We start from the raw sequence: 24,192 nt of genomic DNA on the forward strand, positions 1-24,192 counted from the left end.
ACTGAGTAGTAAGTGATATGTTACTTACTATTCTTCGAAAAATCAATGACTGAACTCATCGTTGCGCTGGGCAGCTCCCTCTCCGGACGGAAGACGAATCAGCGGCTGTCAACCGATGCTTGGAAATATCCTCGCGCAGGATTCGCCGGATTTCGACGATGGATGCGGCGGTCTCCTGCACGCTGTGTCCGGACACGATGATTTTTTCTGACTTGGCGCCATCCAGATGCGCGCTTCGATAGGGAACCAAACCATCGTCCGATTCAGCGAGAGGACCGTTAGCCTGCCGCCTGGCAATGATCGAGTGATAGGACACCTGATCCGAAATCGGAAGCTCGCTCGTAGCTTTGACGAAGGGATCGTTTTCGTCGAGTTGGTCAATGCTGTTGGGGATGTTCTTCAAGATCGTGGCCTGTGCCGTGGCAGCGGTGTCGGCGCGAGCCGGGAAGGCGTCGCCGAGGGTTGACAGCAGCGTCAATGGCAAGCGGATCAATCCGGCAACCCAACGCCCAAGTCCCTGGCCGGCAACCGCCGTACCACGATGCGGAGTGGCAATGAATACCACACGCTCAACACCTGAAAATGGCTGAAAGCGCAAAAGAGGGTCAAGTTGGGAGCGGATGCTCCCAAGGCGATCCAGATCGATCCTGGCGTCCGATGCGGCCCACTTCCACAGTTGCTGGTCTGCCGTGGAGACCATCAGCCGCGCCAGCAGTCCTCCCATGCTGTGTCCAATCAACACCAGCCCGTGGGAAGCCAAGGTTTCCTCATCAGGGTCGAAGTGATGCAAAGCTGCCGCCAGAACTTGGCGGATTGCTGCATGACTGGCTGGTACAGGCATATTCGTGGGGTAATAAATCTCCCACACTTGGAATTCGCATCGCAGCTCCTCATCGGCCAGAAGCTCATTGGCAACGTTGACCCATGCTTCGGGGCTGCTCGCCAGTCCATGCACCATCACGATGATGCGCCGCCGCGGGTCGAACGGCTGCATCAGATACAGATGCGGCTGATCGATGCCACGCTCACGCCCAAACAGCCCTCGCAAAGATTGCTGGTTGAATCCCGAACGCGCCAACCATAAGCCGTAGCCAGCCGTGAAGTTACCAGCCAGTGGAACGCGTTGGCCGTGGAGTTGCAGATAGTCCTGTACCAAGGGGTCATACACACCGACGATGAGTTCATGCGAGGCAAGCAGCTCATCGACGGTGAGTGCATCAAAACGAAGCACTGCTGTCACGTTGGGCGTTGGCATTTCGCTCCAGGCGGGAAATACCCTCGGACGTCCGTTACCGGCGGAAGATTCGCCTGATTCGTCCAGTGACCTCGGTTCTGCATCCGTTACGGCCACCAATTCGGCACCCAAGCCGTCCCTGCGATAGATGCCGCGCAGGCCTTGGAATGCCAGAGCGTTCGCAGGCAGCAACTCGCGTGGCGTGGTCGCATCGTTGGGCAGCCGGGCGTTCAAGTCGACTCGCAAAGCCCAGTCACCCAAGCGCAATGTCGCTTCGGCTTCGCCAGCATGTGCACGAAGTGCTTGGTGCTGTAGGCCAAACAATTGCGTGACCGTTTTTTGCACCGCATAGTTGTACCAATCGCGCACCTGCGTCTGCCGCTCCTCAAACGCGCGCTCGCCGGGCGAGCGCCTGGTGAAAAAGAGATACGCGTAAGCGTGCCGAGCCGTCTCGATCCAGGCGGAAGTAGAAACGATGCGACTATTTGGGACTGCCGTCGAGATCGACATGGCATGCTGCAACCAGAGTTCAGCCAGTGCCGACAGCCTCGTTTCGCCGTCCAAGTCCTTCATCATGGTCAACGCCTCGATGCAAGTGAGCGAGGTGTTCGTTGCGCAAACTCGCTCATCGAGCCCGGTAACGCGGATCGTCTGCAAGGTCGGTGCGCTGAGTTTGCCTCTGCCGAGGAGATCGCCGCGTCGTAGAGCAACGTATTCATCCGGCGTCATCGCGCGTACAGCGACAGAAGGTTTGAACTCACTGACGACCGCGCAACCACCAAGTGCAAACGCGGCGGTGATCACGATCAACCAACGCCAGAGAGATGCAAGGAGCATATGCCTCACGATCGAGAGCTGCGTACCGGCACTGCAGAATCATTACCTAAAACGAACGGAACATTGTCCGTGAAATTGCATTTCATACGCGGCTCCCTTCGCACTGAACAAAAGCACGCTGGCGATGCGCCAAGATCAGCGCAATGGCGCATGAAGCTATTCGCGTGCGGCGGGAGTCCGAGCGACTGGTGAGCACAATCGGCACGCGCGCGCCCATCACGATCCCCGCGCTATCGGCTTGGCCCATGTATTCCAGTTGCTTGGCCAGCATGTTGCCGCTTTCCAGGTCGGGAACGACCAGGATGTCGGCTTGCCCGGCCACGGCGGACTTGATGCCCTTGACGCGCGCGGCATCGGGAGAGACGGCGTTATCAAAGGCCAGTGGCCCGTCGAGCACACCTCCGGTGATCTGGCCACGATCGGCCATCTTGCACAGTGCCGCAGCATCCAGGGTCGAAAGCATGCGCGGGTTGACGGTCTCGACCGCCGCGAGGATCGCCACCTTGGGCTCGGCAATGCCGATGGAGTGCGCCAAGTCGATGGCGTTGCGCACGATGTCGGCCTTGATTTCGAGCGTCGGAGCGATATTGATGGCGGCGTCGGTGATGATGAAGGGCCGAGGGTAGCTGGCCGTCTGCATGATGTAACAGTGCGTCAATCGACGCTCGGTGCGCAGGCAGGCTTCGGGCGCCAGGATGGCACCCAGGTACTCATCGCTGTGCAAGCTGCCTTTCATCAGCGCCTGCACCTCGCCCTTGCCAGCCAGCCGGGCGGCGGTGGCCGCTGCGGCGTGGCTGTGCGGCACATCGACGACCTCGCTGTCTCCCAGTTCCAACCCCGTGTCGGCTGCAACGGCACGCAACTTGGCGAGCGGTGCCACCAATACTGGTGTGATGACGCCGGCATCGCGCGCGTCCAAGGCACCGCCCAGGCTGAGCGCGTCACAAGGGTGCACCACCGCGGTGCGAACCGGGGCCATGGTTTTGACATGGGCGATAAGACGCTCGACACCGCTTTGAGGGTCGGCGCGAGCACCCTCAGGGGCTTGTTCATGCATGTGATTTCTTTGCCTTGTTTGCGCCAGTTGGACGCCGGCGTGACGTACTGGTGTTGTTGCTGGCCTTGACTGGCGCCCGTGCGGCTGAAGATGGCTGGCCACCATCTCGGCTCGACTGGCGCACCAGCATTACCGGAACTGGCGCAATGCGCGCTACTTGCTCCGCATCGCTGCCCAGCAGCAGCCGGTTCACGCCGCGACGCCCGTGAGTGCCCAGGATGATCAAGTCGCAATCGCTCACCTCGGCCTGCTGCGCGATCTGTTCCGACACGCGTTCGGTGCCGCTTTCAAGCAGCACCGTCTCTGTGGCAATTCCTTCCCGACGGAGCCGACTCGCAGCCTCATCCAGCAACGCCTGGCCGGCTTTGAGGAAGCGTGGGCGGACATCCTTGATGTAGACCTCGGGGCGCTCGAAACCCGTGCTGTGGCGCGTTGGTTCGACGATATGCAGCAAGATCACGGTGGCGCCGCTCAGGCGTGCCAGTTCTGCCGCATGATCGAGCGCCAGGAAGGATGTGGGACTGCCGTCCAGCGGCACCAAAAATCGGGAATACATGGAACTCCTCCGGGAGGCGCTGACTGCCGCGTGGGAAACCGCCCGCAAGGGCTGCGGGCTCTCCCGACTCATGACATGTGCTGGCCACCGTTCATCGCCACGTTGCTGCCCGTCATGAAAGCAGCAGCCTCACTGGCGATAAAGGCCACCAGCGCCGCGATCTCATCCGGCTGGCCGAGGCGACCCACCGGAATCGCTTCGATGACCTTCTGGCGCACGTCCTCGCGCACCGCCATCACCATTTCGGTGGCCAGATAGCCCGGCGAGACGGTGTTGACCGTCACGCCCTTGCGTGCCACCTCCTGCGCCAGCGCCTTGGTGAAGCCATGCACGCCAGCCTTGGCCGCCGAGTAATTGGTCTGGCCGAACTGACCCTTGCTGCCGTTGATGGACGAGACGTTGACGATGCGCCCCCAGCCACGCTCCACCATCGGATCGATGAATGGCTTGGTGACATTGAACATGGAGTCTAGGTTGGTGCGCAGCACGGCGTCCCAGCCGGATTTGTCCATCTTGCGCAAGGTCGCGTCGCGGGTGATGCCGGCGTTGTTCACCAAGATGTCAACGTGGTGGCCGTCCGCCTGAATCTGACGCGCCAAAGCCTGGGTCGATTCCCAGTCGCCGACATCGACGCCGTAGGCCGTGAACCGGTAGCCTTTGGTGTCCTGCGCGTCGAGCCAGGCGGCAACCTTGTCGTTGCCGGGCGTGTGCGTGATGATGACGCGGTGGCCCGCGTCGTCCAGCGCGCGGGCAATGGCTGCGCCAAGACCGCGATTGCCGCCGGTGACCAGGGCGGTTCGTCCGGAACTGCTCATATGCGCCTCCTCATTTTTTGGTCTTGCCCTGAGGCGCGGCGTCTGGCGCACTCCAGGGCTGCGTCCATTGCTGACAAAACTGCGCGAAAGAGGCTGTGCCACCGCTGGCGCCGAATACCTCGGAGACGGATGCCTTCCAGGTCGTCAGCGCTTCGCGCAGGCCATCGGCGAATGCCGCCTGGCTCTTGGCAGCAGCCTGGCCGACCGCCTGGGTATCGCCCATACGGCCCTGGCACAGGCGCCAGAACACCTCGGATGGCAAGGTGGCAAGCGCCTGCCAGTCCGCCGCCTGTTGGAGGTTCTGGATGCGCGAGGTGGTCTCCAGCACGCCACCGGCACTGAGCTGTTGCATGGCTTCGAGCCAGTGGTGGCCGCTTTCTTGCAGCAAGCGGGTGATCTGAAGCTGCAACTCGGCATTGGCCTTGTAGAGTTGGATGGGCAGTTCGCTGTTCATGTCAATGCTCCACGGTCATGATGTGCCCCTCCGGGGCGGGTGTAGGCCGTGCCTGCGCAACGGCCCGATGAAAGTTGAGTGGTGTATTCGTGGCGGCGTTTTGTCCTGTCATCGCATGGCCACGTAGGTTCCCGGCGCATCGCCAAGCGGTGCTTGCGTCCCGCCCATGGCAGGCGGCGCGACGCGCCCGGCCGAGCGCTGCGCCAGCCACTGCTGCCAGGCTGGCCACCAGGAGCCCTCCTTTAGCGGCGTCGTGGCGCGCCACTGCTGCGGATCGACATAGCGATCGCCAGGGGCGCGGGTGGCGATCTGGAAGCTGCGCCGGGGGTGTCCCGGCTCGCTGACGACACCGGCGTTGTGCCCGCCGCTGGTGAGCACGAAGGTCAGTTCCGCATCGCTGAGCAGGTGCATCTTGTACACGGACGGCCAGGGGGCGACGTGATCGCGCACTGTGCCGACGATGAACATGGGCACCTCGATGTCGGCCAGCGCCACGGGTCTCCCACCAACGCGGTAGCGCCCCTCGGCCAGGTCGTTGTCCAGATACAGGCGCCGCAGGTACTCGCTGTGCATGCGGTACGGCATGCGGGTCACGTCGGCATTCCAGGCCATCAGGTCATTGAAGGTCTGGCGCTCGCCCAACAGGTATTCGCGCACCCGTCGTGACCAGATCAGGTCGCGCGAGTTGAGCATCTGGAACGCGCCAGCCATCTGCTTGCCGTCGAGATAGCCCTTGTCCCACATGCCGGCTTCCAGCCATGCCAATTGACTGTCGTCGATGAAAAGCGCGATCTCGCCCGACTCGCGGAAGTCGGTCTCCGATGCCAGCAGCGTCAGGCTTTGCAGACGCTCGTCGCCATCGCGCGCCATCGCGGCGGCGGCGATCGCGAGCAAGGTGCCGCCCAGGCAATAGCCGACCGCCTGCACCTTGCGTTCGGGCACGATGGCCGTGACCGCATCCAATGCGTCCATGACCCCCAGCCAGCGGTAATCCTCCAGGCCGAGGTCACGATCGGCCGCCGTCGGGTTCTTCCATGAAAGGATGAACACCGTGTGCCCCTGATCGACCAGGTACTTCACCATCGAGTTGTGCGGCGACAGGTCGAGGATGTAGTACTTCATGATCCAGGACGGCACGATCAGTACCGGCTCCGCATGCACATCCGGCGTCGTGGGTGAGTACTGGATCAACTCGATCAGGTGGTTTCGAAACACCACCTTGCCTGGGGTGACCGCCACGTCCTTGCCGACCTCGAACCCTTCGACCCCTGCGGGCGCATCGTCGAGCGCGAGGCGCCTTGCATCTTCCAGAAAGTTCATGGCGCCGCGCCACAGGTTGGCACCGCCGCTGGCCCGGATCGCATCCAGCACCTCGGGGTTGGTCCAGATGAAATTCGAAGGCGACCACATGTCCAGCCACTGCCGCCCGGCGAAAGTGACCATGTTCTCGTGATGGCGCGACACGCCACGCACGCCTGTGGTGGCGTTGTGCCACCACTGCTGCTGCAGCAAAAAGCCCTGGTGAATCACGTTGAAGGGCCACTGCTGCCAAGCCGGGGCGGCAAAGCGCCGATCCTGCTCCAGCGGTTCGATGCAGGTCGGGCAGTCGTGCGCACTGGCAACGCGCAAGGCATAGCGTGCAAGGCGCTGCTGCTTGTGCAAACCCTTTTCGATCAAGCTGCGTTGCTTGCCTGGGGAAAGGCTCAGGTGCAGCGCCCAGTCGTACCAGGCCAGCAGGCCGGCCGCCGGTGACAGCCCACCCGTGCTGCGCGCCCGCCAGGCGTTCGCGAGCGTATCCAGGGTGTCAGGGCGACAGGCTTCGGGCTGCGCCAGATCGGCCTTGCCGTGTGTTGCGACGTTGCTCATCTCCAACCCTTCATTTAGCGAGTAACATATTACTATCTTATCGCTTACAGGAAAAGTTGCAAGCCTTCCGCAGGGGCACCAAATTTTTCAGCCGCCCAAAGCGCAATCACTACCGCCGCTGATGCTGCAGTCTGACGATCAAGCACCTTTGGATCTGCCTGGAAGGCGATCCAGCTTCATGAGTTGCATCAAGTTGACCGATCCGTTCTCCCTATGAAAGGGCCCGCAGTCCTGCCTCACCCGGCAAGTTTCCGATCTTGCGTCATGGTCATTTTGCGTGTTACGATAGTAATAGATCACTAACTACATGGAGTCCAAATCGTGAGTCAACGCCCCCAATATCTGTCCGCCGAAGATCGGCGTGCGGCCACAGTGCAAGCCGTGGTTGATCTGGCAGCCGAGCAGAACCCGGCCGAGATCACGACCACGGCGATTGCCGACCGAATGGGCCTGACACAGGGCGCGCTGTTTCGCCACTTCCCCACCAAGGAAGCCATCGTGGAAGCCACGATGTCGTGGGTCGGCGAACGCCTTCTGGTCAGCGTGGACAAGGCGGCCGAGGGCGCCGCATCTCCCGCCGCCGCGCTCGAAGCGATGTTCATGACGCACATCGACTTCGTGTCCAAGCACCCGGGCGTGCCACGCATGTTGTTCGGAGAGTTGCAGCGCTCTGGCGAAACGCTCGCCAAGCGCATGGTGCAAACCCTGATCCGCCAGTACGAGCAGCGCCTGCGCCGCCTGATGGAAGCGGGCAAGGCACAGGGCGAGCTGAGCGCGGAGCTGGACGTGGACGCCGCCGCCGTGCTGTTCATCGGCACGATCCAGGGACTGGTCATGCAGTCGCTGCTGGCCGGCAAGGTCAGCCGGATTCGTCGTGACGCGCCCGCCGTGTTCGCCATCTATCGCCGTGGCATCGAAAGCGGCACATGAAGCACCCGTCCAGTCCACAAGCGGCACGACGATCCAGCAAACCCTCCAAAGAACCGGGAGCCATGAACATGACTGCACACAGCGGGCGCGGAATCTGGATGCGTGTGATCGCCCTGATTGCCATCGCATTTGGTCTGCTGACCATCAGGGAAGGCGGTGCCGTTCTGTTTTTTGACGGCGCGGCGCGTGCCGCAGCCGGAAGCTACGTGCCGTTCGTGCTCTGGTTCAACTTCCTGGCCGGGTTTGCCTACGTCATCGCTGGCGCCGGGTTGTGGATGCGCCGGCGCTGGGCCGCATGGATGGCGATGGCCATCGCGGTGGCGACGGCGCTCGTATTCCTGGCCTTCGGGGTGCATGTGGCGCTGGACGGCGCTTGGGAGCGGCGCACGCTCATTGCCATGACGCTGCGCACGTTGGTGTGGGTTGGCATCGCGGCCATGGCTTGGCGTCGATCAACAGCGCATGCACTGGCCACGCGCGAGCACTGAGCATCTCTTTCCAGCGGAAACCCATCAATGACAACTCCAAACCTCCCTACAAGAAAAGCCCGTTGGGCCGTGATCATTGTTGCCCTGCTCGCCCTTGGCGGTGCACTGGCGTTCTGGTTCACGCGCGGCCATGACAACCAGGATGCATTGCGCCTCTACGGCAACGTCGACATCCGCGAGGTTCAACTGGCTTTCCGCCAGCCGGGGCGCATCACGCAAATGGCTTTCGATGAGGGTGATGCCGTCACCGCCGGCGCGCGCCTGGCCACGCTCGATGCGCAGCCGTATCGGGACGCCCTGGCAGCCGCACAAGCCCAGGTACAGGTGGCCCAGGCGGAGCTGGGCAAGCTGCGCCGCGGCCTGCGGCCACAGGAAATCATCCAGGCACGCGAGGCGCTCAGACAAGCGCAGGCGCAGGCGCTTGACGCCGAGCGCAACTTTCAGCGCCAGAGCAGCCTGCTGGCGTCGGGTGCCAGCAGCCAGCGCACGGTCGATGCCGCGCGCACCGCCAGGGATCAGGCGGCCGCGGGTGTCGAATCCGCCAAGGCCGCCCTGTCGCAGGCATCCGAAGGCTTTCGCAAGGAAGACATTGCCGCAGCAGAGGCTCGCTTTGCAGCCGCGCAGGCAGCCGCAGCGCAAGCGGCCACGGCCCTGGCGGACACAGAACTGACGGTACCCAGCAACGGCACCATCATCGCGCGGGTGCGTGAGCCCGGCAGCATGGTGGCCAGCCAGAGCACGGTCTACAGCCTGAGCTTGGACAAGCCCGTGTACGTGCGCGCCTACGTGGGTGAGCGGGATCTGGGGCGCATCGCACCGGGCACCGCGGTGCACGTCAAGAGCGATTCCGGGGAAAAGGTCTATCGCGGCCAGATCGGTTTCATCTCGCCGCGCGCCGAATTCACGCCCAAGACGGTGGAGACAACAGACTTGCGCACGGATCTGGTGTATCGCCTGCGCATCGTCATTGACGAGGCCGACAGCGACGCCGCCTTGCGTCAGGGCATGCCGGTGACGATCGCGGTCGATGCCAAGCCGGCCTCCAGCACGCGCGTGGGGGAGCGTTGAGATGCAGGCCAACGCCGCCATGGCCGCCACGCCGACAAGCGCTGTCGCCGCTGCCGCCGTCGTCATCGAAGGTGTGGACAAGCATTTCGGCAAGGTGCAGGCCCTGCGCAGCTTGAGCGCGCACATCCACTACGGACGGTTGACCGGTCTGGTCGGCCCGGACGGCGCCGGCAAGACGACGCTGATGCGCATCCTGACCGGCCTGCTGGTGCCCAATGCCGGCCGCGTCACCCTGGCCGGTTATGACGTGGTCCGGGACAACGACGCCATCCACGTTGCCAGCGGCTACATGCCGCAGCGCTTTGGCCTGTACGAAGACCTGTCGGTGATGGAGAACATGCGCCTGTATGCGCGGTTGCGCGGCATGGACGCGGATCGCAATGCCGATTTGTTTGCCGAGTTACTCGATTTCACGCGGCTGGGGCCTTTTACGAAGCGCTTAGCCGGCAAGCTCTCCGGTGGCATGAAGCAAAAGTTGGGGCTGGCCTGTGCGCTGATGGCGCGGCCCAAGGTGCTGCTGCTGGACGAGCCCGGCGTCGGCGTCGATCCGGTCAGCCGCCAGGATTTGTGGCGCATGGTGCAGGCGCTGACCGATGAGGGCATGGCCGTGGTCTGGTCCACCGCCTACCTCGACGAGGCCGAGCGCTGCGAGAGCGTGTTGCTGCTGAACCAAGGGCAACTCTTGTTCGATGGCCCGCCGCAGCAACTCACCGCACAGCTCGAAGGCCGCAGCTTTCGCCTGGAAAACGTCGGCGCCGAGCGCCGGGCAGTTCTGACCGAGGCACTCGATCTGGAGAGCGTGAGCGATGGCGTAATCCAGGGCGCCGGGGTGCGCGTGGTACTGCGGGGCGGTGCGCAGGCCAGCCAAATCCAGGCGCTGGCTGATCGGGCGCAAGTCGCGCTGGCCCCGGTGCCCGCGCGCTTCGAAGACGCCTTCATCGATCTGCTCGGCGGCGGCCCCGGCGGTACGTCGCAGCTTGCCGAGCGCCTGTCACCGGTCGAACTGGGCTCTCAGATCGCCGTCTCCTGCCGCAACCTCACCAAGCGCTTCGGCGAATTCACCGCCACCGACCAGGTCAGCTTCGAGGTGCGCAAAGGCGAAATCTTCGGTCTGCTTGGCCCCAATGGCGCCGGCAAGTCCACCACCTTCAAGATGCTGTGCGGCCTGCTCAAACCCACCGCGGGCGAGGCGCACGTGGTGGGGCATGACCTGCGCCGCGCCACCGGCGCGGCCAAGAGCCGGCTGGGCTACATGGCGCAGAAGTTCTCGCTCTACGGCCTGCTGTCGGTGCAGCAGAACCTGGAATTTTCGGCCGGCGTCTACGGGCTGGAAGGCAACACCCGGCGCGAACGCATTGCCGAGATGATCGAGACCTTCGATCTGGGGGAGTGGCTGTCCGCCACGCCCGATTCCCTGCCGCTGGGCCACAAGCAACGCCTGGCCCTGGCCTGCTCGCTCATGCATCGGCCACCCGTGTTGTTCCTCGATGAGCCTACTTCGGGCGTGGACCCGATCACTCGGCGCGAGTTCTGGACCCACATCAACGGCCTGGCGCGCAAGGGCGTGACCATCATGGTCACCACCCACTTCATGGACGAGGCCGAATACTGCGATCGCGTCGCCATGCTCTCGCGCGCACGCCTGATCGCGCTGGACACGCCCGATGCGCTCAAGCGCGCCGCAGCCAATGTCGAACACCCCGACCCGACCATGGAGGACGCCTTCATTCACCTGGTGGAATCTGCCGACCGCGAGATGGAGGCCGCCGCATGAACGCTGTAGCACAACGCAAGGAAGGGGCTGCTTTGGAGCCGGGCGATTTGCGCCGGTTTGACCTGCGGCGACTGATGGCCCTGGTGACCAAGGAAAGCTATCAGGCGCTGCGCGACCCCTCGACGCTCTTGATCGCCTTCGTGCTGCCGGTGGTGTTGCTGCTGCTGTTCGCCTATGCGGTGTCGCTGGATGCCAAGGAGGTTCGTGTCGGTGTGGTGCTGGAGTCGCCCGGTGCATCGGCGCAGTCGCTGGCCGCCGCCTTCTCGGGCACCCGATTCCTGAAGACGCAATTCGCCCACGACCGGCGCGAGGTGGCCGACCAGCTCGTCTCCGGTGCGCTGCGCGGCTACGTCGTCATTCCGCAGGATTTCGAGCAGCGCCTGGCCCAACGCGGAGCAGAGCCACTGGTGCAGATCGTCACCGATGGCTCCTACCCCAACACCGCCAACTACGTTGAGAACTACGCCCGCGGCGTGGTGCAGACCTGGCGCGCCGGGCTCGATGTCGCGGCGCCAGCGCAGTCCGTCGTGCTGGAGCCGCGCTACTGGTTCAACCCCGAGCTGGAAAGCCGGCGGGCCCTGATTCCGGGGGCGATTGCCATCGTCATGACCATCATCGGCACCATGCTCACGGCCCTGGTGGTGGCGCGCGAATGGGAGCGCGGCACCATGGAGGCGGTGCTGTCCACGCCGGCCTCGGTGGCGGAAATCCTGATCGGCAAGCTGTTGCCGTACTTCGTGCTGGGCATGCTGTCCACACTGGGCGCGGCGGCGCTGGCGGTGTTTGTCTTTGGCGTGCCGATGCGCGGTTCGCTGGCGGCACTGCTGCTCTTGTCAGCGGTGTTCATGGTGCCGGCGCTGGGCCAGGGCCTGCTGATCTCGTCGCTGGCGCGCAACCAGTTCCTGGCGGCACAGATCGCGCTGTTCACGGGCTTTCTGCCGGCCTTCATGCTCTCCGGTTTTCTGTACGAAATCGACGCGATGCCAGCGCCGATCCGCGCCATCACCCGGGCGGTTCCGGCGCGCTACTTCGTCGATTCGCTCAAGACCGTATTTCTCGCCGGCGACATCTGGGCCGTGTTCCTGCCCAACCTGGCGGCCATGGCGGCGATCGGGGCGTTGTTCTTCGCCATCGCCAAGCGCGCCACGCGCAAGAACCTGGAGTGACGCGATGTTGACCTCCGCCTTCTCGTTCACCCGCCTGCGCGCCCAGTTCATCAAGGAAGTGCTCAGCGTGCTGCGCGACCCGCGCAGCCGCATGGTGGTGTTCGTGCCGCCCATCCTGCAACTGCTGGTATTCGCCTTTGCCGCCACGCTTGAGGTGCGCAACGTCGACATCGCCGTCTACAACCAGGACGCCGGACGTTGGTCGCACGAACTGGTGCAGCGCCTGGACAGCGCCCGGTTCATCACCCACGTCCGGCATGTGGACAGCCAGTGGCAGTTGCACGAGATGATTGACCGCGGCGAGGTGATCGCCGCGCTCGCCATTCCCGTGGACTTCTCGCGCACCATCGCCGCCGGCGACAGCGGCCGCGCCCAGGTTCTCGTCGATGGTCGGCGCAGCAACTCGGGCCAGATCACCGTCGCCTACCTGTCCACCATCGCCGCCGACGTTGGCGCCGAGGTCGTGCCCGACGCGCAGGCACCGACGCCCGTGGTCGTGCGCCACTGGTTCAACCCGAACCTGGTCTACCGCTGGTTCATCGTGCCCGGCTTGACCGGCATCCTGGCCCTGTTCAGCGCGCTGCTTATCACCTCGCTGTCGATCGCGCGCGAACGCGAACTGGGCACCTTCGACCAGTTGCTGGTATCGCCCACCTCGACGCCGGAGATCATCATTTCCAAGTCGCTGCCGGCGCTGGCGATCGGCACGCTGCTGGGCCTGTTCATGATCAGCGCCGGCGTGTTCCTGTTCGGCATCCCGTTCACCGGCTCGTTCGTGCTGCTGCTCGCCAGCCTGGTGCTGTTCATCCTGTCGGTGGTCGGCATCGGCCTGATGATTTCCGCGGTCAGCATGACCCAGCAGCAGGCCATCCTGGGGGCGTTCGCCATTGGCGTGCCGGCGGTGCTGATGTCGGGCTTTGCGACGCCGGTGGAAAACATGCCCATCGTCCTGCAATGGATGGCCCAGGCCATTCCGCTGACCCACTTCCTCATCATCGTCGAAGGCAGCTTCCTCAAGGCCATGCCGCCCGGCGACGTTCTCGCCAGCCTCTGGCCGCTGGCGGTCATCGCCCTCGCCACGCTGACGATGGCCACCGTATTCGTCCGAGGACGCCTGCAATGAAAACCAAAGTCCGTAACCTTTCCTCGCGCATGCCCACTGCGGAGCCAACGTCCAGGCGCTTGCGCCCGCTCACGCTGGCCCTGTCCTGCGTGCTGCTGACCGCCTGTGCGGCCGTGGGCCCCGACTACCGCGAGCCGCCTCCGGTGGACATCGGCAACGGCTGGACCTTGCCTCTGGCGAGCGAATCGCAGTCCGCGGACCTGGCCCGCTGGTGGTCCGCGTTGGACGACCCCATCCTTGACCGCCTGATGGGCACGGCGCTGGCACAGAACCTGGATCTGCGCCAAGCCGCGGCACGCATCGACGAGGCGCGCGCCCTGCGCGACCGCGTGGCTGGCGACCAGATGCCCACCGTGAGTGCGGGCACTAGCGTGAACCGGCGCGGGCAAAGCAAGAACGGCCCCTTGCCCGTGGGCTCGATTCCCGGCCTTGACGCCACCCAGACCATTTACGACGCGGGCTTCGATGCGGCCTGGGAGGCCGATCTGTTCGGCGCCAAGCGCCGTGCGCTGGAAGGCGCCAGCGCCCGCCTGCAAGCCACCGAGGTCGAAGCACAGGGTGTGCGCATGCGTATCGTGGCCGAGGTCGCGCGCACCTGGTTCACCGCCGCTGGTGCTAGGTACGAACTGCATGCACAACAAGCCACGCTGGATACGCTGCAGCAGACCTTGGAGCTGGTGCGCCTGCGGCATGCATTGGGAGACGCATCCGCCGCCGATGTAGAGGCGGCATACGCCCAGTGGACAGCAGTCAATGCGCTGCTGCCGGATATCCAGGCACGCCAGCGCGCCGCAGTGCTTGGCCTGGGCGTGCTCTTGGGCGCTCCACCGGAGCGTGAACTGGCCTTGCTCGACGGCCCCTTGGCACCGTGCACACTGCGGGCCCTGCCGGTGGGCGAGCGTGCCGACCTGCTGCGCCGCCGCCCCGACGTGCTGGCAGCGGAACGGCGCCTGGCAGCGAGTTCCGCCGATATCGGCGTGGCCACGGCCGAGCTGTTCCCCAAGCTCTCCATCGGTGTCGGCGGCGGGTTTCAGGCGCTCAGCACGGGCAACTGGTTCGATGCATCCAGTTCACGTTTTTCCATCCTGCCGCTGATTTCCTGGCGTCTGTTCGATGGTGGCCGCGTGCGTGCCGAGATTCGGGCACGCGAGGCCGCCGAGCAGCAGGCGGCGCTGGCCTATGAGCAGGCGGTGCTTGCGGCGTTGGGCGACGCCGAGCGTGCGCTGGGCGACTACCACGGCGGGCTGGACACGTTGGAGCGCCGTGCCATGGCCCTGGATGCGGCACGAACCAGCTACGGCTACGCCAAGGCTCGCTACGCCGCGGGCGATGTTGCACTGGTGGAGCTGCTGGCCGCCCAGCGCAGCCTGCACGAAGCCGAGACTGCGGCCGCACGTGCGCATACCAGCGCCGCCGTGCAACTGGTGGCGCTGTACAAGGCGCTCGGGGGGGGCTGGGAGGTATCCAGCACGATGCCAAGCGCCGCCCATTCGCCTACAGGCGCCGCCGCACCCACGCCTCGTGCAAGTCGCTCCGGCATGCCTGCAAGCGCCGCCGCGATGGAACACCTCACAAGCCAAAGCGCGGAACGTGAAACCCTTACTCACTTGATCATCAACAGGCCAACCGAAGGAGCCAAGCCATGACCACCACCGCCTTTTTCATTCCGCCCGTGAACCTGATGGGCGCGGGCTGTCTTCGTGATGCAGCCAAGGCCATCCAGTCCTATGGCTTCAGGAAAGCGCTGATCGTGACCGACCTTCCCTTGTTTCGTCTCGGACTGGTCGGCAAGGTGCGCGACCTTCTTGCCAGCCACGGCGTGGATACCCTGGTTTTTCATGGAGTGCAGCCCAACCCGACGACCAAGAACGTGGCCGATGGGCTGAAGCAACTGCGCGACAACGATTGTGATTTCGTCATCTCGCTCGGCGGCGGTTCGCCGCACGACTGCGCCAAGGGAATCGCACTGGTCGCTGCCAATGGCGGAACGATCAAGGACTACGAGGGACTTGACCAGTCGGCCAAGCCGCAGCTGCCCTTGGTGGCAATCAACACCACGGCCGGCACGGCCAGTGAAATGACCCGTTTTTGCATCATCACCGACGAGGCGCGCCACGTGAAGATGGCGATCGTCGACAAGCACACGACGCCCATTCTCTCGGTCAACGATTCCGAGCTGATGCTGCTCAAACCCGCCAGCCTGACTGCGGCCACCGGCATGGATGCCCTTACGCATGCGGTGGAGGCCTATGTCTCGACGATCGCTACGCCGATCACCGATGCCTGCGCACTCAAGGCCGTGGCATTGATAAGCCAATGGCTGCGCAAGGCGGTGGCTGACGGGCGAAACGTCGAAGCGCGCGAGCAAATGGCCTATGCGCAGTTCCTCGCCGGCATGGCCTTCAACAATGCCTCGCTCGGCTACGTGCACGCCATGGCCCATCAACTGGGCGGCTTCTACGACCTGCCGCACGGTGTGTGCAACGCCGTCCTGCTGCCCCACGTGCAGGCCTACAACAAGCAGGTCGCTGCGAGGCGCCTCGCCGACATCGCCCGCGCGATGGGGGAAAAGACCGATGGCCTGGGCGACGAGGCCGCCGCGGACCTGTGTCTATTGGCGATTCGCCAATTGTCCGCCGACATCGGCATTCCCCACGGGCTGTCACAGCTTGGCGTCCAGGCCAAGGACTTTCCCACCCTGGCCACCAATGCGCTCAAGGACGCGTGCGGACTGACCAATCCCATACAGGCGTCGCACGAGGAAATCAGTGCCATTTTCGCGGCGGCCATGTAGCCGTCGGCGTGATTTCCCGAACCCGTTCTATCCCACCATCAAGGAGTGCCTCCATGCAAACGAACGTAGGAAACCTCGATCGCATCGCGCGCGTCGTCATCGGCCTGATCCTGCTCAGCTTGCCGTTGTGGCTGGATTCGCCGTGGCGGTGGCTGGGGCTCATTGGAATCATGCCGCTCGCCACCGGCCTGGCGGGTCGCTGTCCGGGCTATCGCCTGCTCGGCGTGAACACCTGTCCAATGCAAAAGAAGAAACCCGAGTGAGCATCCCATGAAACTGAAATTTCTGGGCGCTGCGCGCGAAGTCACCGGATCGTGCTTTCTGGTGGAGGCGCTCAACCTGCGCTTCCTGGTGGATTGCGGCATGGTTCAAGGGGGATCTGCGGCGGCGGCGCGCAACCGCGAGCCATTTCCGTTCGACCCGGCAGCTATCGATTTCGTGCTCCTGACCCATGCCCACATCGACCACAGCGGGCTATTGCCCAAACTCACCCGCGCCGGGTTCAAAGGGGCCATCTACGCCACTCCCGCCACAGTTGATCTGCTGGGCGTGATGCTGCCCGACAGTGCACACATCCAGGAGAGCGATGCAAAACGCAGTGCCAAGCGGTTCCGCGGAAAGGATCCGCTGCCGCCGCTGTACACGCTGCAGGATGCGCGCGAATGCCTGCAGCAGGTACGAGGCATCGAATACGACCGGGAGTTCGCGCCCCGGGTCGGGGTGCGCGCGCGCTTTCGCGATGCCGGGCACATCCTCGGGTCGGCCATCATCGAAGTCTGGGTCACCGAGTACGGCTACCCGACAAAACTGGTATTCAGCGGCGACCTTGGCCAGCCGGGACGCCCGATATTGCGCGACCCGACACCCATCGAGGACGCCGACATCCTCGTCATCGAGTCCACCTATGGCAACCGCCAGCACAAGGACTTTTCGGCAACCGAAGAGGAGATGATCGGCATCGTCGAGAAAACCCTGTTCGAACGCGGTGGCAACGTCATCGTGCCGGCCTTCGCGGTCGGTCGAACCCAGGAAGTCCTGTACCACCTGCACCGTCTCACCAGCGAGGGGCGGCTGCGGCAACCGAGAGTATTCGTTGATTCGCCGATGGCCACGGAAGCCACGCGCATCACGCGCGAACACCTTGAGCTGTTCGACGAACAGGCGAAGCGCCTGGCAGGATGGCACGCGCGCGGCGAAAACCTGCCGTATCTGCATTTCACGGAAAGCGCCGAGGAATCCATGGCGCTGAACCAGATTCGTTCGGGCGCGATCATCATTTCCGCCAGCGGCATGTGCGACGCGGGACGCATCCGGCACCACCTGCGCCACAATTTGCCGCGCAAGGAATGCAGCGTCCTGTTCTCCGGCTTTCAGGCGCAGGGAACACTGGGCCGCCAACTGGTCGATGGCGCGGCGCGCGTGCGCATCTTCGGCGACGACATTCCGGTGCGCGCGGCGATTCACAGTGTCGATGGGCTCTCGGCGCACGCCGACCAAACAGCCCTGATGGCCTGGGCCCGAGGCTTCAAGCAAGCCCCTGAGCAAACGTTCGTGGTGCATGGGGAGTCGTCCGCCGCGCAGGCTTTGGCTGAACTCCTGCAACAGCAGCTTGGCTGGCAGGTCTCGGTGCCCGAGCACGGTCGGGTCGTTCCGTGGCCGGATTTTCTGGTGGTCGAGCGATGACACCGCCCGCTGCTCCTGACGAGCGCCTGCGCGCCATCCTCGATTCACCGACGTACCGCCTTGCGTACGAGGACATAGATTTGCTTGGCCAGGACGATCTGCGTCCGTTGCGTCTCCAACTCGAACTGCTCAAGCCCGAACGCATCTTGCGTGAGCAAGGCGTGCATTCGACCGTGGTGGTGTTTGGCAGTGCGCGCGTAAGCGACGCTGTCACCGCACGCGACCGGCTCGCCGTGCTGGAGCAGCGAGCGGGCGCCATGCCAAGGAATCCGACGCTTGGGCGGGAACTGGCCTTGGCCCGTCGCCGCGTGGAACAGGCGCGCCATTACGAAGAGGCACAGCGCTTCGCCCAACGGATCTCTGCTCGTTTCCAGCAGGAGGGGCGGTGCGACTTCGTCGTCATCACTGGTGGCGGCCCCGGCATCATGGAAGCCGCCAATCGCGGTGCTTTCGATGCAGGGGCTCGCTCGATCGGCCTCAACATCACGTTGCCCCACGAACAAGCGCCGAACCCCTACATGTGTCCGGAGCTGGCGTTCCGGTTCCACTATTTCGCGCTACGCAAGATGCATTTCTTGCTGCATGCGAAAGGTTTGGTGGCCTTCCCCGGTGGTTATGGAACGCTCGACGAACTGTTCGAGGTACTGACCCTGATCCAGACCGGGAAGATGCAACGGATTCCGGTGGTTCTGGTCGGTCGCGACTTCTGGAGCCGAGCCGTTGATTTCGATCTTCTGCTCGACGAAGGCTACGTATCGCCGTCCGATCTCGACTTGTTTACCTGCGTCGACAAAGCCGAGGAAATCATGGGTGCCTTGGAACGCTTTTACGTCGATAGGGCAACAGATGGCGCGCCATCATGATGCGCATCGGCAGCCTTCACGCGCGGCTGTCCAATGCCAATGTGCAATGGTCGATGCGCAGTATCACGCCGCTGATTGCGTGCGCGGTACTCGGCTCGACTGCCGCCCGTGGCGCAGAACCCGCATCCTCGGATGGTATTTCCCGCTGCCTGCCAGAGCACGCCTTGCACTGGAGAGGTGGAACCCTGCGCCTGGAGAACGATTTGTTCACGGGCACCGACCGCAACTACACCAACGGTGTGGCGTTGAGCGTGGTTTCGCGCGATCTGCAAGGCACGCTCCGCCCGGAGTGTCTACCCCAACCGATTGCCTGGTACACCCGCTTCATCGGCTGGGCTGATCCCGAGTTCTGGCGCGACTCCGGCGCCCAGTCGGCATCGCAAAACATCGTCGTGCGCTTCGGTCAGTCCATGTACACGCCCGAGGACAAGACACGCACCGATCTGATTTCCGACGATCGCCCATACGCCGGCCTGCTGTACCTGGGCTTGGCATGGAATCGCCGCGTCCACCCACAGGCCGCCAGCTATGAAATGCTTGACGTGCGCGAACTGACCCTGGGCGTGATTGGCCCCTGGTCGTTGGCGGAGCAATCACAGGGTCTGGTGCATCGGGTGCGGGGCATCGATCGTTTTCGCGGCTGGGACAACCAGTTGCGCAACGAACCCGCGTTCCAGATGGCGATGGAGCGCAAGTTCAAGTCGTACACAGAGGGTGCCGTCCGGCCGGGGTGGAGCGGCGACGTGATCGGCAGCTATGCCCTGCGGATCGGAAACATCGAAACCGCAGCCAGCACCGGCATGGAATTGCGTGCGGGCTGGAATATTCCGAACGACTTCGGCAGCTATCCGATTCGACCCGGCGCGGAGAACCGCCCGCCCTCGGGCGTTTCCGACCTGCGCAGAACAGAGCCTCAATCAGCGCGCGCGCCCAAACCCGGAGCGCATGCATTCCTGAATCTGGAGGCCAAAGCCGTTGCCTGGGATTTCTCGCTCGACGGGAATCTGTTTCGGCACAGCCATCACGTCAGTCGACGGCCCTGGGTCGCTCAGGCAGCCATTGGCATCAGCAGCCAATGGATTGTTGCCGGGCATGGCGTGCGGCTTGCCGTGATGCGCGTCTGGAGAACCCGCGAGTTCGACCAGCAGATCGGCCATCACGCCTTCGGATCGATTGCGCTGAGCATGGAATTTTGAAAGCCCGAAGCCACGCGCCCGCCTGCGAAGTATTCATCAACAACCTCCATGGAGAATCCCGTGAGTCACCTCTTGAACCATCGACAGCTTTTGACGATCGCCTTGTCCGTAGCCTTGGCTACCGCCGCCACGGGACTGGGCGCGCAGTCCGCCGAGGCTGCAAAGCCGATGGCGCTTCGCAGCGTCATGGAGCGACTTGGCCGTGACATGCAAGCCGTCACCGGTGCGATTTCCAAGGAGGAATGGACGCTGGTCGCCGAGCTGGCGCCCAAAATCGCCAAGCATGCCGAGCCACCCCTGGGCGAAAAGATGCGCATTCTTGGCTGGCTTGGCACGGATGCCGGAAAGTTTCGGAGTTTCGACGGGCAGGTTCAGGACGCTGCGAGCGCCATGGGGGATGCCGCCAAGCGCGGCGACGGCCAGGCCGTGATCGCCGCATTCTCCAAGACGCAGCAAAGCTGCCTCGCTTGCCACCAAAGCTTCCGGCAATCGTTCGTAGAGCAGTTTTATGGGAGCCGCTGACACGCACTTGTCCCAGATCGGTTTGCATGGAACATCACGATTGGGAGCGTCACGATGAGCAACTCACAACCGAGCCTCATCCTGGTGCTCAATTGCGGTTCCTCAAGCATCAAGTTCGCCTTGTTCGATGCACAGGCGTGCCCGTTGCCGCGCAAGCCGCTGTGGCACGGCAAGGTGCAAGGGATTGCTGGGCCTGCGCCTGAATACAGCGACAGTGGCACTGCGCAGCAGCGCATCCATCTGGATCACGTACACCCTCACACCGCCGCTCTGGCGTTGATTCAAGCGCGCATCGTGGCCCGACTCGATGGCCGCCGCATCGTGGCCATCGCGCATCGTGTCGTCCATGGCGGCAACAGGTACTTCGAGCCAACCGTGGTGACCGCTGGCACCATCGCGGAGCTGCGGGCCTTGATTCCTTTGGCGCCGTTGCATCAACCCTTTCCCCTGAAGGCCATGAGTTTGCTGTTCGAGCAGTGGCCCGGAATTGTTCAGGTAGCGTGCTTCGATACAGCCTTTCACCGCACGATGCCCAAAGTGGAGCAGATCCTGCCGCTGCCGTACTCGGCCTGGGAACGCGGTCTGCGCCGCTACGGCTTTCACGGCCTTTCATACGACTACATGAGCCACGTCCTGCCCGAGCGCCACGGTGATCTGGCACGCGGCCGCACCATCGTTGCACACCTCGGCAGCGGGGCCAGCCTGTGCGCGATGCAGAACCTGCAGAGCATCGCCACCACGATGGGCTTTTCCGCACTCGACGGCCTGATGATGGGTACCCGCACAGGTTCGCTCGATCCGGGCGCCTTGCTCTACCTGATGGAGATCGAAAAGCTCTCGCTGGAAGAAGTGGGCCGCACGCTTTACAACCAGTCCGGCCTGCTCGGTGTTTCCGGGATTTCGGCCGAACCGCGCGTGGTGGTGAAGCACGAGAGCGATTCCGGCGAAGTCGGCGAACGCGCCCGCATCGCGTTGGCGCTCTACGTGCGCCGTATCGTGCGGGAGATTGGCGCACTGACCGCAGTCCTTGGCGGCCTGGATCTGCTCGTGTTCACTGCCGGTGTCGGTGAGCACAACGCCTTCGTGCGCGAGCGCGTCTGCCGCGACCTGGCCTTTGCCGGCATCAAGCTGGATGCCAATGCCAACGCCATTGATGCCCCGGTCATCTCCACCACCGACAGTCGCGTGCTGGTCGCGGTGGAGCCTACCAACGAGGAATGGATCACCGCGCGCTATACGCAGGAATTGATGGGCGCCGCGTGATGTCCCAGCCAGGCCGAACGCGCTCAGCTCAACTGACTCTGTAGCCACGCAGAGATTCATCGACATAAAAGAGGGGAAATCGCATGACCACCGCTTCCACCATCCGCCAGCGCTGGCTTGCCGGCCACGGCCCCATCGTCCATGGCGACGAGACCGTCGAACGCATGGAAATACTGCTGACCCGTTTGATCGCTGAAGGCCGTGTTGCTGACGAGACGACGGCCTACACCCTGCTTGCCGCCGCTGACCGCCTGAGCTGCGTGGCCATGAACGTGGTTGCGCACATGACCTATGCGCGCCGCATCGATCTTTCCGGCGCAGCGCTGTCAGCCGAAGACTTCAAGCCCACGCCCGAAGGCCACACCGGCGGCTCGCTGAACATGGTGCAGGCCTTCGTCGGCTACCTGCTGGCCAATGCGCTCACCGGCAGCACGCGCGGCTGGATCATGGGCCAGGGCCATTGCGTCGCTGCCATCGAAGCCGTCAATGCGCTGACCGGCGATGTCTCGCCCGCGCAGCGGGGCCGCTACGACCGCAGCGAGGAAGGCCTGTCGCGCCTGTGTGCCGATTTCTATTCCTATGCCATCGATGCGCAAGGCCGCCCGGCCGTTCCGCTGGGCAGCCATGCTGGCCCCAATACCGCCGGCGCTGTGTCTGAAGGCGGCTACCTCGGCTTTGCCGAACTGCAGTACATCCACATGCCGCTGCCTGGTGAATCGCTGGTCGCCTTCCTCAGCGACGGCGCCTTCGAGGAGCAGCGCGGCCCGGACTGGGCGCCGCGCTGGTGGCGCGCGCAAGACAGCGGCTTCGCTGTGCCGGTGATGATCCTCAATGGCCGCCGCATCGAGCAACGTACCCAGATCATGCAGGAAGGGGGTGCGCAATGGCTGGCCGAAGACGTGCGCCACAACGGCTTCGACCCGGTGATCGTCGATGGCCGCGACCCGGCCGCAATCGCTTGGGCGATTGTCGAATCCGAGGGCGCGCTGCGGGCGTTTGCCGCCAGCCCGGATCGTCGGTATCCGGCGCCTCTGCCCTACGTGATCGCCGAGACCGAGAAGGGCTTCGGCTTTCCCGGTGCTGGCAGCAACGCCGCGCACAACCTGCCGCTGGGCGGCAACCCCCACACGGATGCCGCCATGCGTGGGCGCTTCAACGAAAGCGCGGTCGCACTGTTCGTTGCGCCAGCTGAACTCGACGCCGCGCTCGCCGCCTTCGCGACCCACGCCGCCCAGCGGCGCCCGCTGGAAAGCGCGCATCCGATGGCGCACCGCCACCCCGCTGCGCCCAGGCTTCCCGAACCGCGCTGGGAAATATCAGGCAGCGAAGGCAGTGCGATGACGGCGCTGGATCAGTGGTTCGTTGAATTCGCCAAAGCCAATCCCGAGCTGCGCATGCGCATCGGCAACCCTGACGAATTGGCCAGCAACAAGATGGGCGGCACGCTGGCGCTGCTCAAGCACCGCGTCAACGAGCCCGAACCCGGCGTGCCCGAGGATTTGCACGGCGCCGTCATCACCGCGCTCAACGAAGAGGCCGTGGCCGCCGCCGCACTCGGCAACAAGGGTGGATTGAACCTGATCGTCAGCTACGAGGCCTTCGCCGTAAAAATGCTCGGCCTGATGCGGCAGGAAATCATTTTCGCCCGTCACCAGCGTCAGGCCGGCCAGCCCGCCGGCTGGCTGTCGGTGCCACTCATCGTCACCTCGCACACCTGGGAGAACGCCAAGAATGAACAGTTGCACCAAGATCCGACGATCGGCGAGGCCCTGCTGGGCGAAATGTCGGACACCTCGCGCGTGTTGTTCCCGGTGGATGGAAACACGGCCGTCGCCGCGCTGCGCGACGTCTATGCCGGACGCGGGCAACTGGCCTGCCTGATCGTTTCCAAGCGCGACGTGGAGAACCGCTTTGATGCCGAATCGGCGCAACGCCTGGTCCGTGACGGCGCAGCCCATCTGATCGGTGACCCCGCCGAGGCCGAAGTGCAGCTCATCGCGCTGGGCGCCTACCAACTCGACGAAGCGGTCAAGGCGCAGCAGCACCTCGCCAAGATGGGCAAGCGCGCCTGCGTCACCGTCATCCTGGAACCTGGCCGCCTGCGCATCCCGCGCGACGCCATGGAAGCGGAATTCGTCGATGACGACGCCACCGTCAGCACGCTGTTCCCGCAAGGCCTGCCGCGTGTGATCCTCACCCACACGCGCCCCGAGCCCATGCTCGGCATCCTGCGCCGCATCGACAACGGCCCGGCCAAGACGCATGCCCTCGGCTACATCGGCCGCGGCGGCACCTTCGATGTCCCCGGCATGCTGTTCGCCAACCGCTGCACCTGGGCGCATACGGTGGATGCCGCAGCGACCGTGGCCGGCTGGAATCGCGAAGCGCTGCTCGACCATGCACAGCGCGCGGCTCTTGATGGCACCGGTGATCCCAATGATTTATTGAGCCCGTGAGTCAGGTACGCGAATCCTGTGCCGGATATGAAGTGCGCCGACAGCAC

The 24,192-nt window shown here is 64.2% G+C and carries 21 protein-coding genes; 15 read left to right on the plus strand and 6 right to left on the minus strand.

The window, feature by feature from the left end; all coding sequences use genetic code 11:
- Nucleotides 1-55: 55 nt before the first annotated feature.
- From K420_RS0107690 to K420_RS0107715, 6 genes are all read right to left on the minus strand, one after another.
- Nucleotides 56-2,038: an esterase/lipase family protein gene (locus K420_RS0107690; protein ID WP_228382804.1), complete on the minus strand. Its 1,983-nt coding sequence runs from the start codon at nt 2,036-2,038 to the stop codon at nt 56-58.
- A 115-nt stretch (nt 2,039-2,153) separates the two neighbouring features.
- Nucleotides 2,154-3,128: a bifunctional enoyl-CoA hydratase/phosphate acetyltransferase gene (locus K420_RS18415; protein WP_010792672.1), complete on the minus strand. Its 975-nt coding sequence runs from the start codon at nt 3,126-3,128 to the stop codon at nt 2,154-2,156.
- On the minus strand, nt 3,121-3,684 hold the full coding sequence (locus K420_RS0107700) for a universal stress protein (protein ID WP_010792671.1): 564 nt from the start codon (nt 3,682-3,684) through the stop codon (nt 3,121-3,123). Before K420_RS0107700 ends, K420_RS18415 begins: the two co-directional genes overlap by 8 nt.
- Before the next feature lie 68 nt (nt 3,685-3,752).
- Entirely contained in the window at nt 3,753-4,499 is a 747-nt protein-coding gene (gene phbB, locus K420_RS0107705; protein ID WP_010792670.1) for an acetoacetyl-CoA reductase, read from the minus strand.
- Nucleotides 4,500-4,509: 10 nt separating this feature from the next.
- Nucleotides 4,510-4,953, minus strand: a complete 444-nt coding sequence (locus K420_RS0107710; RefSeq protein ID WP_010792669.1) for a phasin family protein — start codon at nt 4,951-4,953, stop codon at nt 4,510-4,512.
- A 108-nt stretch (nt 4,954-5,061) separates the two neighbouring features.
- On the minus strand, nt 5,062-6,819 hold the full coding sequence (locus K420_RS0107715; protein WP_010792668.1) for a PHA/PHB synthase family protein: 1,758 nt from the start codon (nt 6,817-6,819) through the stop codon (nt 5,062-5,064).
- Between the two features lie 321 nt (nt 6,820-7,140).
- Between K420_RS0107715 and K420_RS0107720 the strand changes: the two genes are divergently transcribed.
- The 15 genes from K420_RS0107720 to K420_RS0107790 all read left to right on the plus strand — a co-directional run bounded on the left by K420_RS0107720 (nt 7,141) and on the right by K420_RS0107790 (nt 24,145).
- Nucleotides 7,141-7,749: a TetR/AcrR family transcriptional regulator gene (locus K420_RS0107720; RefSeq protein WP_010792667.1), complete on the plus strand. Its 609-nt coding sequence runs from the start codon at nt 7,141-7,143 to the stop codon at nt 7,747-7,749.
- 98 nt (nt 7,750-7,847) lie between these two features.
- The gene (locus K420_RS0107725) at nt 7,848-8,237 is read left to right on the plus strand and encodes a hypothetical protein (RefSeq protein WP_263087514.1); all 390 of its coding nucleotides are present in this window, start codon (nt 7,848-7,850) and stop codon (nt 8,235-8,237) included.
- 27 nt (nt 8,238-8,264) lie between these two features.
- Complete coding sequence (gene hlyD / locus K420_RS0107730) at nt 8,265-9,305, plus strand: secretion protein HlyD (RefSeq protein WP_010792665.1); 1,041 nt, start codon at nt 8,265-8,267, stop codon at nt 9,303-9,305.
- 1 nt (nt 9,306) lies between these two features.
- Nucleotides 9,307-11,079, plus strand: coding sequence for an ATP-binding cassette domain-containing protein (locus tag K420_RS0107735; protein WP_010792664.1), 1,773 nt, complete (start codon nt 9,307-9,309; stop codon nt 11,077-11,079).
- Nucleotides 11,076-12,245, plus strand: coding sequence for an ABC transporter permease (locus K420_RS0107740; RefSeq protein ID WP_010792663.1), 1,170 nt, complete (start codon nt 11,076-11,078; stop codon nt 12,243-12,245). Before K420_RS0107735 ends, K420_RS0107740 begins: the two co-directional genes overlap by 4 nt.
- Nucleotides 12,246-12,249: 4 nt before the next feature.
- Nucleotides 12,250-13,368 (plus strand): ABC transporter permease, encoded by a 1,119-nt coding sequence (locus tag K420_RS0107745; RefSeq protein ID WP_010792662.1) that lies wholly within the window; start codon nt 12,250-12,252, stop codon nt 13,366-13,368.
- A complete protein-coding gene (locus K420_RS0107750; protein WP_010792661.1) occupies nt 13,365-15,014 on the plus strand; it encodes an efflux transporter outer membrane subunit in 1,650 nt (549 codons plus the stop codon). The genes K420_RS0107745 and K420_RS0107750 overlap by 4 nt, the downstream gene beginning before the upstream one ends.
- Nucleotides 15,011-16,162 carry an L-threonine dehydrogenase gene (yiaY, locus tag K420_RS0107755; protein ID WP_027457571.1) on the plus strand — a complete coding sequence of 384 codons (1,152 nt, stop codon included), beginning with the start codon at nt 15,011-15,013 and terminating at the stop codon, nt 16,160-16,162. Before K420_RS0107750 ends, yiaY begins: the two co-directional genes overlap by 4 nt.
- Before the next feature lie 53 nt (nt 16,163-16,215).
- Nucleotides 16,216-16,425, plus strand: coding sequence for a YgaP family membrane protein (locus K420_RS0107760; RefSeq protein ID WP_010792659.1), 210 nt, complete (start codon nt 16,216-16,218; stop codon nt 16,423-16,425).
- Nucleotides 16,426-16,432: 7 nt separating this feature from the next.
- On the plus strand, nt 16,433-17,845 hold the full coding sequence (locus tag K420_RS0107765; protein WP_010792658.1) for an MBL fold metallo-hydrolase RNA specificity domain-containing protein: 1,413 nt from the start codon (nt 16,433-16,435) through the stop codon (nt 17,843-17,845).
- Nucleotides 17,842-18,708 (plus strand): LOG family protein, encoded by an 867-nt coding sequence (locus K420_RS0107770; protein ID WP_010792657.1) that lies wholly within the window; start codon nt 17,842-17,844, stop codon nt 18,706-18,708. Before K420_RS0107765 ends, K420_RS0107770 begins: the two co-directional genes overlap by 4 nt.
- Entirely contained in the window at nt 18,705-19,904 is a 1,200-nt protein-coding gene (locus K420_RS0107775) for a lipid A deacylase LpxR family protein (protein ID WP_010792656.1), read from the plus strand. The genes K420_RS0107770 and K420_RS0107775 overlap by 4 nt, the downstream gene beginning before the upstream one ends.
- Before the next feature lie 60 nt (nt 19,905-19,964).
- Nucleotides 19,965-20,426: a cytochrome c gene (locus tag K420_RS0107780; RefSeq protein ID WP_010792655.1), complete on the plus strand. Its 462-nt coding sequence runs from the start codon at nt 19,965-19,967 to the stop codon at nt 20,424-20,426.
- 54 nt (nt 20,427-20,480) lie between these two features.
- Nucleotides 20,481-21,689, plus strand: a complete 1,209-nt coding sequence (locus tag K420_RS0107785; protein WP_010792654.1) for an acetate/propionate family kinase — start codon at nt 20,481-20,483, stop codon at nt 21,687-21,689.
- Nucleotides 21,690-21,772: 83 nt separating this feature from the next.
- Entirely contained in the window at nt 21,773-24,145 is a 2,373-nt protein-coding gene (locus K420_RS0107790) for a phosphoketolase family protein (protein ID WP_027457574.1), read from the plus strand.
- Nucleotides 24,146-24,192 lie beyond the last annotated feature (47 nt).

This window comes from Dechloromonas agitata is5, assembly GCF_000519045.1.
GTDB lineage: Bacteria > Pseudomonadota > Gammaproteobacteria > Burkholderiales > Rhodocyclaceae > Azonexus > Azonexus agitatus.

Excerpts from the sequence above, each read along its gene's own strand:
- K420_RS0107740 (WP_010792663.1), top strand. The coding sequence starts at position 11,076 with ATGAACGCTGTAGCACAACGCAAGGAAGGGGCTGCTTTGGAGCCGGGC.
- K420_RS0107785 (WP_010792654.1), top strand. The coding sequence starts at position 20,481 with ATGAGCAACTCACAACCGAGCCTCATCCTGGTGCTCAATTGCGGTTCC.
- K420_RS0107765 (WP_010792658.1), top strand. The coding sequence starts at position 16,433 with ATGAAACTGAAATTTCTGGGCGCTGCGCGCGAAGTCACCGGATCGTGC.
- K420_RS0107750 (WP_010792661.1), top strand. The coding sequence starts at position 13,365 with ATGAAAACCAAAGTCCGTAACCTTTCCTCGCGCATGCCCACTGCGGAG.
- K420_RS0107700 (WP_010792671.1), bottom strand. The coding sequence starts at position 3,684 with ATGTATTCCCGATTTTTGGTGCCGCTGGACGGCAGTCCCACATCCTTC.
- K420_RS0107710 (WP_010792669.1), bottom strand. The coding sequence starts at position 4,953 with ATGAACAGCGAACTGCCCATCCAACTCTACAAGGCCAATGCCGAGTTG.
- K420_RS0107790 (WP_027457574.1), top strand. The coding sequence starts at position 21,773 with ATGACCACCGCTTCCACCATCCGCCAGCGCTGGCTTGCCGGCCACGGC.
- K420_RS0107770 (WP_010792657.1), top strand. The coding sequence starts at position 17,842 with ATGACACCGCCCGCTGCTCCTGACGAGCGCCTGCGCGCCATCCTCGAT.
- K420_RS0107745 (WP_010792662.1), top strand. The coding sequence starts at position 12,250 with ATGTTGACCTCCGCCTTCTCGTTCACCCGCCTGCGCGCCCAGTTCATC.
- K420_RS0107735 (WP_010792664.1), top strand. The coding sequence starts at position 9,307 with ATGCAGGCCAACGCCGCCATGGCCGCCACGCCGACAAGCGCTGTCGCC.
- K420_RS0107725 (WP_263087514.1), top strand. The coding sequence starts at position 7,848 with ATGCGTGTGATCGCCCTGATTGCCATCGCATTTGGTCTGCTGACCATC.
- K420_RS0107760 (WP_010792659.1), top strand. The coding sequence starts at position 16,216 with ATGCAAACGAACGTAGGAAACCTCGATCGCATCGCGCGCGTCGTCATC.
- phbB (WP_010792670.1), bottom strand. The coding sequence starts at position 4,499 with ATGAGCAGTTCCGGACGAACCGCCCTGGTCACCGGCGGCAATCGCGGT.
- K420_RS18415 (WP_010792672.1), bottom strand. The coding sequence starts at position 3,128 with ATGCATGAACAAGCCCCTGAGGGTGCTCGCGCCGACCCTCAAAGCGGT.
- hlyD (WP_010792665.1), top strand. The coding sequence starts at position 8,265 with ATGACAACTCCAAACCTCCCTACAAGAAAAGCCCGTTGGGCCGTGATC.
- K420_RS0107775 (WP_010792656.1), top strand. The coding sequence starts at position 18,705 with ATGATGCGCATCGGCAGCCTTCACGCGCGGCTGTCCAATGCCAATGTG.
- yiaY (WP_027457571.1), top strand. The coding sequence starts at position 15,011 with ATGACCACCACCGCCTTTTTCATTCCGCCCGTGAACCTGATGGGCGCG.
- K420_RS0107715 (WP_010792668.1), bottom strand. The coding sequence starts at position 6,819 with ATGAGCAACGTCGCAACACACGGCAAGGCCGATCTGGCGCAGCCCGAA.